This window comes from Rhodoglobus sp. (assembly GCF_053580035.1).
Genome location: NZ_JBMDVL010000004.1, coordinates 31,326 through 43,769, shown reverse-complemented (window position 1 = coordinate 43,769; position 12,444 = coordinate 31,326). Strand labels below are relative to the sequence as shown.

Annotated in this window: 15 protein-coding genes; 9 read left to right on the top strand and 6 right to left on the bottom strand. The window is 61.3% G+C overall.

The window, feature by feature from the left end:
• Positions 1-19 precede the first annotated feature (19 nt).
• Entirely contained in the window at positions 20-757 is a 738-nt protein-coding gene (locus tag ACOH1Z_RS12510; protein ID WP_449648829.1) for a PspA/IM30 family protein, read from the top strand.
• 21 nt (positions 758-778) lie between these two features.
• Complete coding sequence (locus tag ACOH1Z_RS12505; protein ID WP_449648828.1) at positions 779-1,600, top strand: arginase family protein; 822 nt, start codon at positions 779-781, stop codon at positions 1,598-1,600.
• 45 nt (positions 1,601-1,645) lie between these two features.
• On the opposite strand, the gene ACOH1Z_RS12500 is transcribed toward ACOH1Z_RS12505, so the two are convergent.
• Positions 1,646-1,963, bottom strand: coding sequence for a DUF4333 domain-containing protein (locus tag ACOH1Z_RS12500; RefSeq protein WP_449648827.1), 318 nt, complete (start codon positions 1,961-1,963; stop codon positions 1,646-1,648).
• Between the two features lie 84 nt (positions 1,964-2,047).
• Between ACOH1Z_RS12500 and ACOH1Z_RS12495 the strand changes: the two genes are divergently transcribed.
• From ACOH1Z_RS12495 to ACOH1Z_RS12485, 3 genes are read left to right on the top strand one after another with little or no spacing between them, the layout of a single operon-like run.
• Complete coding sequence (locus ACOH1Z_RS12495) at positions 2,048-2,848, top strand: crotonase/enoyl-CoA hydratase family protein (protein ID WP_449648826.1); 801 nt, start codon at positions 2,048-2,050, stop codon at positions 2,846-2,848.
• Positions 2,849-2,856: 8 nt separating this feature from the next.
• Positions 2,857-4,269 carry a dihydrolipoyl dehydrogenase family protein gene (locus tag ACOH1Z_RS12490; RefSeq protein ID WP_449648825.1) on the top strand — a complete coding sequence of 471 codons (1,413 nt, stop codon included), beginning with the start codon at positions 2,857-2,859 and terminating at the stop codon, positions 4,267-4,269.
• Positions 4,270-4,290: 21 nt separating this feature from the next.
• Complete coding sequence (locus ACOH1Z_RS12485) at positions 4,291-4,740, top strand: hypothetical protein (RefSeq protein ID WP_449648824.1); 450 nt, start codon at positions 4,291-4,293, stop codon at positions 4,738-4,740.
• Between the two features lie 15 nt (positions 4,741-4,755).
• On the opposite strand, the gene ACOH1Z_RS12480 is transcribed toward ACOH1Z_RS12485, so the two are convergent.
• A complete protein-coding gene (locus ACOH1Z_RS12480) occupies positions 4,756-5,109 on the bottom strand; it encodes a siderophore-interacting protein (RefSeq protein WP_449648823.1) in 354 nt (117 codons plus the stop codon).
• A 53-nt stretch (positions 5,110-5,162) separates the two neighbouring features.
• The gene (locus ACOH1Z_RS12475; RefSeq protein ID WP_449648822.1) at positions 5,163-6,578 is read right to left on the bottom strand and encodes an amidase; all 1,416 of its coding nucleotides are present in this window, start codon (positions 6,576-6,578) and stop codon (positions 5,163-5,165) included.
• A gap of 96 nt (positions 6,579-6,674) precedes the next feature.
• Here ACOH1Z_RS12475 and ACOH1Z_RS12470 point away from each other — a divergent pair, with 96 nt between their 5' ends.
• From ACOH1Z_RS12470 to ACOH1Z_RS12460, 3 genes are read left to right on the top strand one after another with little or no spacing between them, the layout of a single operon-like run.
• Positions 6,675-7,034, top strand: a complete 360-nt coding sequence (locus ACOH1Z_RS12470; RefSeq protein WP_449648821.1) for a GntR family transcriptional regulator — start codon at positions 6,675-6,677, stop codon at positions 7,032-7,034.
• Complete coding sequence (locus ACOH1Z_RS12465) at positions 7,031-7,921, top strand: ABC transporter ATP-binding protein (RefSeq protein WP_449648820.1); 891 nt, start codon at positions 7,031-7,033, stop codon at positions 7,919-7,921. The genes ACOH1Z_RS12470 and ACOH1Z_RS12465 overlap by 4 nt, the downstream gene beginning before the upstream one ends.
• Positions 7,918-8,688 (top strand): ABC transporter permease, encoded by a 771-nt coding sequence (locus ACOH1Z_RS12460; protein WP_449648819.1) that lies wholly within the window; start codon positions 7,918-7,920, stop codon positions 8,686-8,688. The genes ACOH1Z_RS12465 and ACOH1Z_RS12460 overlap by 4 nt, the downstream gene beginning before the upstream one ends.
• Positions 8,689-8,794: 106 nt before the next feature.
• On the opposite strand, the gene ACOH1Z_RS12455 is transcribed toward ACOH1Z_RS12460, so the two are convergent.
• Both ACOH1Z_RS12455 and ACOH1Z_RS12450 read right to left on the bottom strand, forming a co-directional pair.
• Positions 8,795-9,301, bottom strand: a complete 507-nt coding sequence (locus ACOH1Z_RS12455) for a GNAT family N-acetyltransferase (protein WP_449648818.1) — start codon at positions 9,299-9,301, stop codon at positions 8,795-8,797.
• A 77-nt stretch (positions 9,302-9,378) separates the two neighbouring features.
• Positions 9,379-10,059 (bottom strand): uracil-DNA glycosylase, encoded by a 681-nt coding sequence (locus tag ACOH1Z_RS12450; RefSeq protein ID WP_449648817.1) that lies wholly within the window; start codon positions 10,057-10,059, stop codon positions 9,379-9,381.
• 44 nt (positions 10,060-10,103) lie between these two features.
• Between ACOH1Z_RS12450 and ACOH1Z_RS12445 the strand changes: the two genes are divergently transcribed.
• Positions 10,104-11,627 (top strand): MFS transporter, encoded by a 1,524-nt coding sequence (locus tag ACOH1Z_RS12445; protein WP_449648816.1) that lies wholly within the window; start codon positions 10,104-10,106, stop codon positions 11,625-11,627.
• Here ACOH1Z_RS12445 and ACOH1Z_RS12440 read toward each other — a convergent pair.
• Positions 11,624-12,397, bottom strand: coding sequence for an SDR family oxidoreductase (locus ACOH1Z_RS12440; protein WP_449648815.1), 774 nt, complete (start codon positions 12,395-12,397; stop codon positions 11,624-11,626). The genes ACOH1Z_RS12445 and ACOH1Z_RS12440 overlap by 4 nt on opposite strands.
• Between the last annotated feature and the right edge of the window lie 47 nt (positions 12,398-12,444).

Sequence of the window (12,444 nt, the reverse complement as noted above, 5' to 3'; positions counted from 1 at the left end):
CTCACGAAAGGCATGTCGCATGGCAAAGCAGTCGATCCTCGGACGTATTTCACAACTACTGAAGGCGAATATCAACTCGATTCTCGACCAGGCCGAGGACCCCCAGTTGATGCTCGACCAGCTTGTGCGTGATTACACGAACTCCATTGCGGATGCGGAGAGCGCTGTTGCTCAGACGATCGGCAATCTCCGGCTCATGGAGCAAGATCACACCGAAGACAGGAACGCTGCCGCCGATTGGGGTCGTAAAGCCCTCGCGGCAAGCAACAAGGCAGACGAACTTCGCGCAGCGGGCAACTCGGCTGACGCTGACAAGTTCGACAACCTTGCGAAGATCGCCATCAGCCGTCAGGTTTCCTCCGAAAATGAAGCCCGTGCCGCCGCCCCAACAATTGCCTCGCAAACGCACGTTGTTGATCAGCTCAAGAGTGGGCTCGACGGCATGCGCGCAAAACTTAGCGAACTGACCGCAAAGCGTGATGAACTCGTCGCTCGCTCCAAGACTGTCGAAGCGCAGTCTCAAGTTCACGATGCACTCAAGTCGATCGATCTGCTCGACCCGACTAGCGACCTCGGTCGTTTCGAAGACAAGATTCGGCGCGAAGAGGCCAAGGTTCTTGGGCAGCAAGAGTTGGCAGCATCCAGCCTCGACGCCCAGTTTGAGGGCCTAGAAGATCTCGGAAAGCAGAGTGAAGTTGAGGCCCGCCTAGCCGCGCTCAAGTCGGGCGGCACAAAAGCTGTGACGGCTGGCGAGTAGCGCGAACACGAAATCTTACGAATGACAATTGACTACGTTGTCGTTCCACAGTGGCAGGGCTCAGGGTCTTCCCGAGCAATGCAACTCGTGGACGGTGCCGAGTCGATTCGGGGCGATCTTCCCTCCGCATCGACTCGCACCGTAGACGTGCCGCTCGAAGCTGGCGATCACCAAGGCACTGGCGTTCAACGCCTGAGTTCACTCTTGCTTGTTCGCGACCGAGCCCTTCAGCTCTATTCCGCAGACTCCGCGACCCACGTGACGATCGGGGGCGATTGTGGTGTCGAGTTGGCGGCGATCGGGCATGTCAGCGCCAACGCACCAGTCGTGGTCTGGATTGACGCCCACCCCGACCTGCACACTCCCGCCTCCAGCCCTTCTGGTGCTTTTACGGGGATGGTACTTCGGACGCTTCTGGGTGAGGGTGCAGCGCCACTCGTACCCGCGCATCCGCTCACGACAGATCAGGTGATTCTTGCCGGCGTGCGCTCGGCAGACCCCGAAGAAGACACTTACATTGAGGATGCTGGCATCCGCTCGATCGGTGTGATCGAGTTTTCTCCTGAGTCAGTCTTAGAGGCGCTGGCCGCAGCGGGCGCAAAGTCCGTGTATCTCCACATCGATCTCGATGTGCTTGACCCTGCCGACATGGCGGGTCTCGGATCCCCGGTGCCGTTTGGGATCACTCCGGCACTGCTCGCTGACACAATTCGCGCGATTGTGGCAAAGTATCCGCTTGCCGGCGCCGGAATTACTGAATTTGCCCCGGCATCCGTCAGTCAGGCAGCGGATGATCTCCCGACCATATTGCGACTGATCGGCGCCATTACTTCGGCACGTTAGGGCGCGTTGTTTGTCGCCGCTAGCCGGGACATCGACAACAGGGTGCTATTCCCGAGGCTCCTCAGCTACCGAGACTGACACCGAATAATTGGCGCCATCGACGTCCTTGATAGTGACCTCACTATCGAAGTCTTCATTGAGCGCCGGATCAGTCAACACACAGTCGAGGGTTGTGCCGTTCTTCAGCTCGACCATGTCGTCACCGCAGTCGATCTCAGGCAACTCGCCGATGGACTGCTCTAGCGCCGAGGCCGCCGTCGAAGCAATCGAACTCGCGGAGACCTCAACGGGCGGCTCGCTTGAGCAACCAGCGAGGAGGGCCGTCGAGGCAACAGCGAGAGCAAGAATTGCGGAACGCAACACGGGAACCTCCGAAAAGTAGGGCTGGGTATGAGCTTATCGTCAGCGCGATACCCCACGTTGGCGCGCGGGTCGTAGGCTGGGACCATGACTGACCTCAACACCAGTAACGCCAAAGTGACCGTGGAACGAGATGGCCACGTCTTGCTCATCGGGCTCAATCGAGTCGACAAACGCAACGCCGCCGACATGGAAATGTTGCAGCAGCTTGCGCTTGCCTATGGCGAGTTGGAGAGAAACCCTGAGTTGCGCGCCGGATTCGTTTTTGCCCATGGTGACCACTTCACTGGCGGCCTCGATCTTGCCGATATCGGTCCCCGAATCGGTGCCGATGGTCTCGATATGGTTCCCGAGGGTGGGATTAACCCGTGGCAAGTTTCGGGGCAGAAACTCTCCAAACCTGTGGTTATCGCCGTTCAGGGCACCTGCCTCACTCTCGGAATTGAACTGATTTTGGCTAGCGACATTGCCGTTGCTGCCGATTCGAGCGTGTTCGGCCAGGTCGAAGTCTCACGCGGAATCCTTCCGTTCGGTGGAGCGACTATCCGCTTTCCCCGTCAAGTTGGCTGGTCGAATGCGATGCGCTGGATTCTCACCGGCGACAGCTTCGATGCCGCCGAAGCTCATCGCATCGGAATGGTGCAAGAGGTCGTGCCCCATGGCCAGCAGTATGCCCGCGGACTTGAGCTTGCTCAGCGGGTCGCCGCTCAGGCACCGCTCGCTGTTCAGGCAGCCCTCGCCAACGCTAATCTTGCTATTCGCGAGGGCGATGCTGCGGCAGAGGCCGGGCTTCAACCAGCGCTTGTCGCAGTCGCTCAGAGCAAAGATGCCCGAATCGGCATGGAAGCTTTCATGACGCGCGAAACCGCACACTTCGTCGGAAAGTAGGGATCACTGTGACTGAGAATGCGTGGGATGTCATTGTTATTGGCGCCGGCGCTGTCGGCGAAAACGTTGCTGACCGGGTTGTGCAAGGCGGACTGAGCGTTGCACTCGTCGAAAGCGAACTCGTCGGCGGCGAATGTTCCTACTGGGCGTGCATGCCCTCGAAGGCGCTCATTCGCAGCGGGCTCGCCCTGCGTGCCGCCACACGCGTGGCAGGTGCAGCCGAAGCGGTCACGGGCGGCATCGATGTTGCTGCTCTGCTCGCCCGCCGAGACAGCTTCACGAACAACTGGGATGACGCTGGCCAAGTCAGTTGGGTAGAGAAAGCGGGCATTGATCTCGTGAGGGGCCACGCGCGGCTCGATGGGCCTAAACGAGTCATCGTCACAGCAAAGGATGGTGAGGTCACCACGTTGACGGCACATCACGCAGTTGTCGTCGCGACCGGATCGACGCCGATGCTTCCGAATATTTCTGGCCTCATTGAGGCGCAACCGTGGACACCAAGGGAAGCAACATCCGTCAAAGAAGTTCCTGAATCCTTCGCCATCATTGGTGGCGGCGTTGTCGGCGTTGAGATGGCAACCGCCTACCGTGACCTTGGCGCCAAAGTGATCCTCTTTGCTCGTAGCGGTGTGCTCAACGGTCAAGAAGATTTTGCCAGTGACCTAGTCGCGAAAGCCCTCCGTGAGCGAGGCGTCACTATCGTGAAGGCGTCCCCCACGCGCATCAAGCGCACCGGTCACGGCATCGACATTGATACCGAAACCGAAAGTTTCACCACATCCGAAATTTTGGTGGCGACGGGTCGCACAGCGCGCACCACAGATATCGGAATCGACACCGTCGGCTTCACCCCCGGAGACTGGTTGGCCGTTGACGACACCATGCTCGTGCACGACACCGACTGGCTGTATGCCGTTGGTGACGTCAACCATCGTGCGCTGCTCACCCACCAGGGTAAGTATCAAGCGCGCGCTGCTGGCGACGTGATCGTGGCACGCGCCACCGGTGCTGTGGTCGATAACGCACCGTGGGGGTCTCACGTGGCAACAGCAGATCACTGCGCTGTTCCCCAAGTGACGTTCACCGACCCCGAAGTCGCCTCAGTTGGCCTCACCGCTGAAGGTGCCGAGAAGCACGGAATAGACACTCAAATCGTTGACTACAACATCGGTTGGGTTGCCGGGGCAAGCCTTCAAGCCGACAACTATGAGGGCCAAGCACGGCTCGTCATTGACCGAGAACGTCAGGTCATTGTCGGTGCAACCTTTGTCGGTCAGGATGTCGCAGAGCTGCTGCACTCTGCCACGATCGCCATAGTCGGCGAAGTCCCTATCGCGCGCCTCTGGCATGCGGTGCCCTCGTATCCGACAATCAGCGAGGTGTGGCTGCGGCTACTCGAGGCTGTTGGTCGCCCCTAACGACGGCAACGGGCTGAAGAAATGAGCGCTTCACGAGGCCTACGGTTTGGCCGCGCCATTGCCCAAGCTGAACACAATCCGCGAGTGCAGCGAGTGCTGCTGCACCCCGCTGTTACGCGACCCGGGTATTGGTTTGCTACCGCATCCGGGCTGCTGTGGGGTGGGCTACTGAGTGGCTTTCGATTGCGTTTTCGTGGCGGTGTGATTGTTGCCGAGCATGTGCCGCGCTGGGCGTTTGGTCGCGGCGGCACGACCATTGGCGCGGTGTATCTCACATGCGACAATGTGAGCGACACGGTGCTTGAGCATGAGGCTGTGCACCGTAAACAGTGGCGGCACTATGGATTGTGGTTTATCCCGCTGTATTTGCTTGCCGGCCAGGACGCTCTGAAGAATCGATTCGAAATCGAGGCCGGGTTGGAGCTAGGCGGTTACCTTCGCGGCCGATCGGCGCGCACACCCAAGGTTTAGGCGGAGCGCCGTGAACTAGTTCGAGCTGAGCAGGCGAGCGGGGCCCTGATGGGCAACCCACGCATAGACGGTGCTTTCGCCGAACGCGCTCACGGGGAGCATTTCGCTCAACCACGCGTGAACCGAGCGAGCGACGCTCTGGCCACGTTCGCGTAGTAGCCAGCACACACTGAAACGGCCGGGAGCCGCTAGCGGCTGGATATCGTCAGCGGAGTCGACCTCGATGAAAACTTGGCCGCGAGAACGGGCCGGCAATGTCGCGAGAATCATCGAGATGGCGTCGATCGAGGTCTCGTCTCCCGCGAGCAGCACGCGGTCAGCCGACTGGGGATTCCAGGCGATCTGCGGGGTGAAGAGTTCGGGAAACATTGATCCCAGTATAGGCATGCCTTACCTAAATAACGAAGCGCTCTCGGCGGACTCTAAGCCCCAAACGCCGCCGGATGCCGCGAGCCCCATTGAAAGCGCCGCTCAAGCTGCGCGCCAATCGCGAGCAGCACGTCTTCGCGACCGGGGCGGCCAATGAGCTGCACGCCCATCGGCAGCCCTTCCGCGGTTGCGTGCACGGGGAGGCTGATCGCGGGCAGGCCGGATACGTTGACGAAACTCGTCCACGGTGTGTACTGCACTTGCTTTGCAAAGTTCTCGAAGGCATCCTCGGCATGAAACCAGCCGAGCGGGCGTGGCGTCATGGCCATCGCCGGCGTCAGCACGGCGTCGTAGGTCGAGAACTGGCGGATGACGCTGCGCTCGAACCGAGACAGCGTCGCGATGGCGACGCCCACGTCGCGCGCGCTCATCCGGCGTCCGCTTTCGATGAGCCATTTCGTGAGGGGTTCCACGAGCTCGAGTTGTTCGCCGTCGAGCGGGATTCCGGCGGCTCCCGCTTGCCACAGCACCGTGAAGGCTTCGGCGTATTCGGGTGAGGGGGCGAGCGCGAAGTCTTCGCTGCCGTGGCCGAGCTGGTCGAGCGCCGTGCGAGCGAGAGTGAGAGCATCCTGAGCTTCGGGCGAGACGCTGATGTCGTAAGTCTCATCCCACGGCGAGGTTGTCATGACGCCGATGTTGAAGGTGCCTTCGCCGCGGATCGCCGCGTTGAGGAAGGCGCCGCCGTCCCACGTGGGCGGGCCAACCGAGAACGGCGAGGGGCCGGCGATGCCATCGAGGAGCAATGCCGCATCCGCCACCGTGCGAGCGAGAGGGCCGGTGACCGGAAGCTGGCCGAGACTGCCGAAACCACTGCCCGCGGGCACACGACCACGGGACGGCTTGAGCCCAACGAGTCCAGTCGCGGCGGCGGGGATACGAATCGAGCCACCACCGTCCGAGCCCGGCGCGAAGGGCAAGAGCCCCGCAGAAACAGCGACCGCCGCTCCCCCGCTGCTGCCGCCAGAGCCCAGCGAGGTGTCCCAGGGATTCACGGCCGGGGCATCCGAGAGCGGCTCGGTGTAGGCGGGCAGCCCGAATTCGGGAGTTGCGGTTTTGCCGAGGCTGATCGCGCCGGCAGCATCGAGAACGTCGGTGATCTCATCCGACACCTCGGGCACGAAGTCAGCAAAGGCGCGCGATCCGTAGGCGGTGCGCACTCCGGCGCGAGCCCACAAGTCTTTTTCGCCCGAGGGCAGACCCCAGAGGGCGGAGGCGCGGGAGCCAGAGGCTTCGAGCTCCACAGCACGCTGGCGCGCAGCATCCGGAGTCACCTCGGTAAAAGCGCCCAGCTCAGGATTCAGCCGTTCAATGCGATCGAGGTAGCACTCCACGAGTTCGGTGGGCTTCACCTCGCCCGATCGCAAGAGATGCAGCTGCTCAAGGGCGGTGAGGCGATGAAGTTCTGACACGGATTCAGCCTAAGGGGGTTGACAACGACCCGCCATGCTGGTTGGTTAGTTACATCACCAACTAACCAACTAGCCACACTCAGAAAGGAGGCTCACATGGATGACTCTCGCCCCCTCTTCGCGCAGGTCGCCGAGAACATTGAGAACGACATCATCTCCGGCGCACTACCCGAAGAAGGCCAGGCTCCCTCGATCAACGAGTTCGCAGCCTTCTATCGCATCAACCCCGCGACCGCCCTCAAAGGCGTCAACGTGCTCGTCGATGCCGGAATTCTCTACAAGAAACGAGGAATCGGAATGTTCGTCGCCACCGGCGCTCAAGAACAACTCAAAAGTGCTCGCCGCGACAGCTTCAGCAGCGAGTACGTGCGCCCCCTCTTGGCCGAAGCAGAAAAGCTCGGCATCGACTCCGCCCAACTCACCCAGATGATCGCCAAGGAGGCGAACAACTCATGACCTCCACCATCGAGGTAAACAACCTCAGCAAGCACTTCGGCAAAGTGAAAGCCGTCAGCGACGTGAGCTTCACGGTCGCCGAGAACAAGATCTACGGCCTGCTCGGCCGCAACGGAGCAGGCAAGACCACCCTCATGCAGTTGCTCACCGGCCAAGAGTTCGCCTCAAGTGGCACGATCTCTCTTTTCGGTCAGGCCCCAGTAGAGAATGCAAAGGTTCTGCAGAACACCTGCTTCATCAAAGAGAGCCAGCGCTACCCCGAAGACTTCCGTCCGAAGGACGTCTTCAAGACGGCCCCCTGGTTCTTCGCCAACTGGGATCAAGAATTCGCCGAGCGTCTGATCGCCGACTTCCGCCTCCCCCTCGACCGCCGCATCAAGAAGCTCTCCCGCGGCCAGCTCTCCTCCATCGGAGTCATCGTCGGCCTCGCCTCACGCGCACCACTCACCTTCTTCGATGAGCCCTACCTGGGGCTGGATGCCGTGGCTCGCCAAATCTTCTACGATCGCCTTCTTGAGGACTACGCCAACCATCCGCGCACTGTGATCCTCTCCACCCACCTCATCGATGAGGTCAGCAACCTGCTCGAACACGTACTCGTGATCGATGACGGCAAGCTGCTCATCAACGAGGACGCCGAAACTCTCCGCAATCGCGCGACGACCGTTGTCGGCATGCGGACCACTGTCGACACGTTCATCGGTGACCGTGAAGTGCTCCACCGCGACGGAATCGGCGGGCTCAGCTCGGTGACCGTTGGCGGGCTCAGCGAGAGCGAGCGCCGCGACGCACACGCTGCCGGGCTGGAACTGTCACCGGTGTCGTTGCAGCAGCTCATTATCCAACTCACCCGCACCGAGACTAAGGAATTCGAGGCCAGCGCATGACCACCACAACCACGGCTCTCGCCCAACCGGCAAGCCCCCTGAAGCGCATCGCCAATGTCGCCAAACTGCATTTCGCCAACCCGTGGACGACTCTCGGCCTACCCTGGATCATTCTCGGCGTGATATTCGTGGGAACTCTCACAATTTGGTGGCTGATTTTCTCGGCGCTCTCCCCCGAGGCTCGCGTAGGTGCACTCGAAGGAACAGAATTCGGTGGATCCAGCTTCTTCATCTTCATTTACATGATGGTGGTGGCGATTCAAGCGATCAGCATTACTTTCCCTTTCGCCCTCGGCTACGGCGTCACTCGTCGTGACTACTACCTCGGTAGCGCGCTTGCCTTCGTGGTCCTCGCCGTCATCTACACCACGGGCCTGAGCGTTCTGGCCGCCATCGAAAACGCAACCAACGGCTGGGGCATGGGTGGCACCATGTTCGCACCGATCTACTTCGGCGATTCCACGCCCGAACGCATTTTTGTCGTTTTCGTTTTGTTCCTGTTCTTCCTCTTCTTCGGTTCAGCGATTGCCGCTGTCTGGGTTCGTTGGAAGGCAACCGGCGTTTCCGTGTTCTTTATCATCGTCGGAGCACTCCTCGTCGGATTGATTGCGCTGGCGACCTTCACGGACTCGTGGGCTGCGGTTGGTGCCACGCTGGTCGACCTCGGCGTTCTCGGGGTCGCGGCCTGGAGCCTCGTGCTCACCGCGATCAGCGGCGTGGCCGGGTTCACGCTGCTGCGACGGGCCACCCCGAGAAACGCGGCGTAGCTCAAACGCGGCGGTCGATACACCGGCCCGGATACGCGGATGCCCGGCTCTCCCTTCGCGGGAGGCCGGGCATCCGTGCGCTCGAGAGCTGTTCGAGAGCGAGGGTCTAGGCGTCGAGCGACTTCTGCAGCAGGTACGTGCCGACCCAGCGGTCGAACTTGAAGCCGACGCGCTTGAGATGCCCGATGGATTCGAAGCCCAATTTCTGGTGCAGGTGCACGGAGGCCTCGGTTCCCTCATCCGAAATGACGGCAATAATTTCGCGGATGCCCGCCCGACGCCCACGTTCAATGAGTTCGTTGAGCAGCGCACCGCCAACACCCTGGCCTGTCGCAGACGGCGAGAGATAGATCGAGCCCTCGGCCGTACGCTTGTAGGCGGCCTTAGGACGCCACGGAAACATCGCGGCATAGCCGAGTACCCGATCGTTGTCGTCAACAGCGACGATGAACGGCAGCCCCGACTCTTCAACCGACGTGCGCTTGGCCGTCATGATCTCGGGAGTGACCTCGACAATGTCGAACGTGACAACGGTCGTGCTCACGTAGTAGCCATAGATTTCGGCGAGCGCCGCATCATCCGCTGCGATGGCGTCTCTAAAGTGGTGTGCCATTGCTGCTCCCGAGGTGTCGTGACAAAGAAGGTGAGTGGTGAAGACTGTCTCGCCCCGAGGGTGACGAGACTCTTATTTTATGGGGCTGGTGACGGGTCGATTCGCCAGTCGATGGGCGCAGCGTCCTGCTCCTCGAGCGCAGCGTTCACGCGACTAAACGGCTTCGAACCGAAGAAACCCCGACGAGCAGAGAGCGGGCTCGGGTGAGCACTCATGATCACCGGGGTATCGCCCAACAGTGGCGCAACGGATGCCGCATCCTTGCCCCACAGCACGGCAACAAGCGGTTGCGGCCTCTCCGCGAGCGCGCGTATCGCGTGGGCCGTCACTTCTTCCCAGCCGTGACGACGATGGGAGCCCGTCTCCCCCGCCTGCACTGTCAGCACCCTGTTGAGCAGCAGCACACCTTGGCGCTGCCACGCGCTGAGATCGCCATGAGTTGCTGGCGGGATCCCGAGGTCGTCGTTGAGTTCGCGGTAAATGTTGCCGAGACTGCGCGGTAGCGGTCGCACCGCCCGGTCCACCGAGAACGCTAGCCCCACGGCGTGCCCCGGCGTTGGATACGGGTCTTGGCCGACGATGAGTACCCGCACGTCGTCGAAGGGCTCACGAAAGGCGCGCAGTACTGCGTTTTCGGCGGGAAGCCACTCGCGCCCCTGCGCGGTCTCCTCAGCAAGAAAAGCAGCAATAGCATCGAACTGTGTCGCGACGGGGTCGAGTATGCGAGACCACCCGGGGTCGACACTGCGGAAATCCATGTCACTACGCTAGCTTCCGTCCCCGCTACCGATAGCATCCGTTCATGTCATTGCTGCGCGGAAAATCCGGTGCCATCACGATTGGCCTCATCGGCTACCTCTTCTTTGTCGAGCTGGTGAGCGGAATTATTCAGGGGTACTACATCCCGCTGATCCCCGACCTCGTCGAGCATTTAGGCATCCGCGACGCTGATTTCAACTGGTTTGAGGCCGCCCAGCTGCTCCTGAGCGCCATTGTGGTGCCGATTCTCGCGAAGCTCGGCGACATGCACGGGCACAAGCGCATCCTGCTAATTTCGACCGTTCTGACCGCCGGCGCAACCTGGTGGCTGGCATTCACGGGTGACTTCACGAGCTTCTTGATCGCGTGGGCGTTGCAAGGCTTCTACGTTGTCTGGCTCCCGCTCGAAGTCGCACTGATTTTTGACCGCGGACGAGTCACCGGCATGGGCGCCTCACAGACTCGTCGGGCCGCAGGGTTCCTTGTGGTTGCTCTCGAAGCCGGTGCCATCATCGGTGCCCTCGGTGGCGGCCGCATCTTCAAGGCCTTTGGCGAGAACGTGCAGCAGACCCTCATGATCCCCGCCATCGCGGTAACGATTGTCTTCTTCGTGATCCTGTTCGGTGTACCCGAATCGAAACCGCTGCCCGGCCGCACGCTCGACTTCTGGGGCTTCGTGCTCCTCACTTTCGGCCTCTTGCTCATCACGTCGGGGCTCACGTTCTTGCGAATCAACGGGCCAGGCGCTCTGTGGGTGTACGTCATCATGCTCGCTGGTGTCGCCACCTTCATTCCGTGGGGTCGTTACGAACTGCGCCAGAAAGATCCTGCGATCGATCTTCGGATGTTGCGAGACCCGAGCATGTGGCCCATCCAACTCACTGCGGGGCTCGTCGGCATCAGCCTCCTCGGCGCCCAGGCACCGCTCGCGACCTTCGCCGGCACCGACCCGATCAACGGGTACGGCCTCGGAATGGAATCGGATGAGATCTCGTACATTATCGGCGCCTACCTTGTGTCAATGATTGTGGGAGCGCTGCTCTTCCCGATTCTGTCGAAGTGGAAGAGTCCGCGGGTTGCCCTCATCGTGGCCACGTTCTTCGTCGCAACCGGCTACCTCATGTTCTTGCCATTCCATGCGACAGTGCTGAGCGTCTTCCTCAACATGAGCATCGCGGGTCTTGGCTCGGGTGCCCTCGTAGGTGCGCTCCCTGCCGCTGCCGCTGCCGCTGCCCCGCGGGGCCAGACCGGCATCGCGACTGCTCTCACCAACACGACCAAGACGATTGGTGGCTCGTTCGCCTCGGCGATCTTCGCCATCGTGCTTCTGGCCGGGGCGGCATCCGCCGTCACCGAAACCGCTTCAAGCTTGTTCGGCTACCTGACGGTGTTCACGATCTGCGGTGTTGGTGCACTCGTCGCCGCCGTGCTGCTGTTCTTGGTGCCGAAGCTAGCCTTTGCCGACGTGGTGGATGACATCGATGAGCTCGTGCCAGCAGTAGGAGCGGACGACACGGGGACCGCGAGCACCGAACCTGCGGCAGCGCCCGGAAACAGCAACGACTAACGAACCTTCAGCGCGCCCCTGATCATCTTGTGCGGCGCAGCCTGGGCAACAGGCTTGATCGTGATGAGGTCGAGGTTGACGAACGGCGGCAGCTCAAGAGCGTGCACAATTGCCTCGGCAATGTCATCGGCAACCAGCGGGTCGGGCACATTCTCATAGACGGTGTCTGCCTTGGCAGCGTCTCCGCCGAAACGAACGAGCGCGAACTCTTCTGTCTTCACCATGCCGGGAGCAACCTCAATCACCCGGATCGGCTCCCCCGCAAGCTCGAGCCGCAACACAGCGGTGAGGGCGTGCTGGGCAAACTTGGCTGCGTTGTAGCCGCTGCCGCCTTCATAAGGCACGGTGGCGGCAATTGACGTAATCATGAGGATGCTCGCCGTCTCGCCCTCAACGATCGCTTCGCGCAGCAGCGGCAAGAGCGCGCTGGTAACGCGCTTGGTTCCCACGACGTTGACGTCGAACATCCGGATCCAATCATCCGCGTCGCTCTCTTCAACACTCGCGACGCCGAGCGCGCCGCCCGCGTTGTTGACGAGCGCATGGATGGGGCCAAGTTCACGAAGGTAGGCGGCGAGCGCCTCCACGTCATCCTGTTTCGTCACGTCGGCAACGAACGTGTCAACCCCGGTGTCGGCCGCGAGCGCCGCGAGCCGTTCCTCACGACGCGCAACAGCGACCACACGCCATCCGTTATTGGCGAACCGACGAGCAGTCGCCTCGCCAATGCCTGAGCTTGCCCCGGTAACTACTACTCGCTTGATTGCCATGTGTTAAAAGTAGCGGCATCCAGTAGCGGTCAGCCACCGGATACCAC

What these genes read in the sequence shown, in the direction of transcription:
- ACOH1Z_RS12510 (WP_449648829.1), top strand. Translation starts at nt 20, where the DNA reads ATGGCAAAGCAGTCGATCCTCGGACGTATTTCACAACTACTGAAGGCG.
- ACOH1Z_RS12505 (WP_449648828.1), top strand. Translation starts at nt 779, where the DNA reads ATGACAATTGACTACGTTGTCGTTCCACAGTGGCAGGGCTCAGGGTCT.
- ACOH1Z_RS12495 (WP_449648826.1), top strand. Translation starts at nt 2,048, where the DNA reads ATGACTGACCTCAACACCAGTAACGCCAAAGTGACCGTGGAACGAGAT.
- ACOH1Z_RS12485 (WP_449648824.1), top strand. Translation starts at nt 4,291, where the DNA reads ATGAGCGCTTCACGAGGCCTACGGTTTGGCCGCGCCATTGCCCAAGCT.
- ACOH1Z_RS12480 (WP_449648823.1), bottom strand. Translation starts at nt 5,109, where the DNA reads ATGTTTCCCGAACTCTTCACCCCGCAGATCGCCTGGAATCCCCAGTCG.
- ACOH1Z_RS12470 (WP_449648821.1), top strand. Translation starts at nt 6,675, where the DNA reads ATGGATGACTCTCGCCCCCTCTTCGCGCAGGTCGCCGAGAACATTGAG.
- ACOH1Z_RS12465 (WP_449648820.1), top strand. Translation starts at nt 7,031, where the DNA reads ATGACCTCCACCATCGAGGTAAACAACCTCAGCAAGCACTTCGGCAAA.
- ACOH1Z_RS12460 (WP_449648819.1), top strand. Translation starts at nt 7,918, where the DNA reads ATGACCACCACAACCACGGCTCTCGCCCAACCGGCAAGCCCCCTGAAG.
- ACOH1Z_RS12455 (WP_449648818.1), bottom strand. Translation starts at nt 9,301, where the DNA reads ATGGCACACCACTTTAGAGACGCCATCGCAGCGGATGATGCGGCGCTC.
- ACOH1Z_RS12450 (WP_449648817.1), bottom strand. Translation starts at nt 10,059, where the DNA reads ATGGATTTCCGCAGTGTCGACCCCGGGTGGTCTCGCATACTCGACCCC.
- ACOH1Z_RS12445 (WP_449648816.1), top strand. Translation starts at nt 10,104, where the DNA reads ATGTCATTGCTGCGCGGAAAATCCGGTGCCATCACGATTGGCCTCATC.
- ACOH1Z_RS12440 (WP_449648815.1), bottom strand. Translation starts at nt 12,397, where the DNA reads ATGGCAATCAAGCGAGTAGTAGTTACCGGGGCAAGCTCAGGCATTGGC.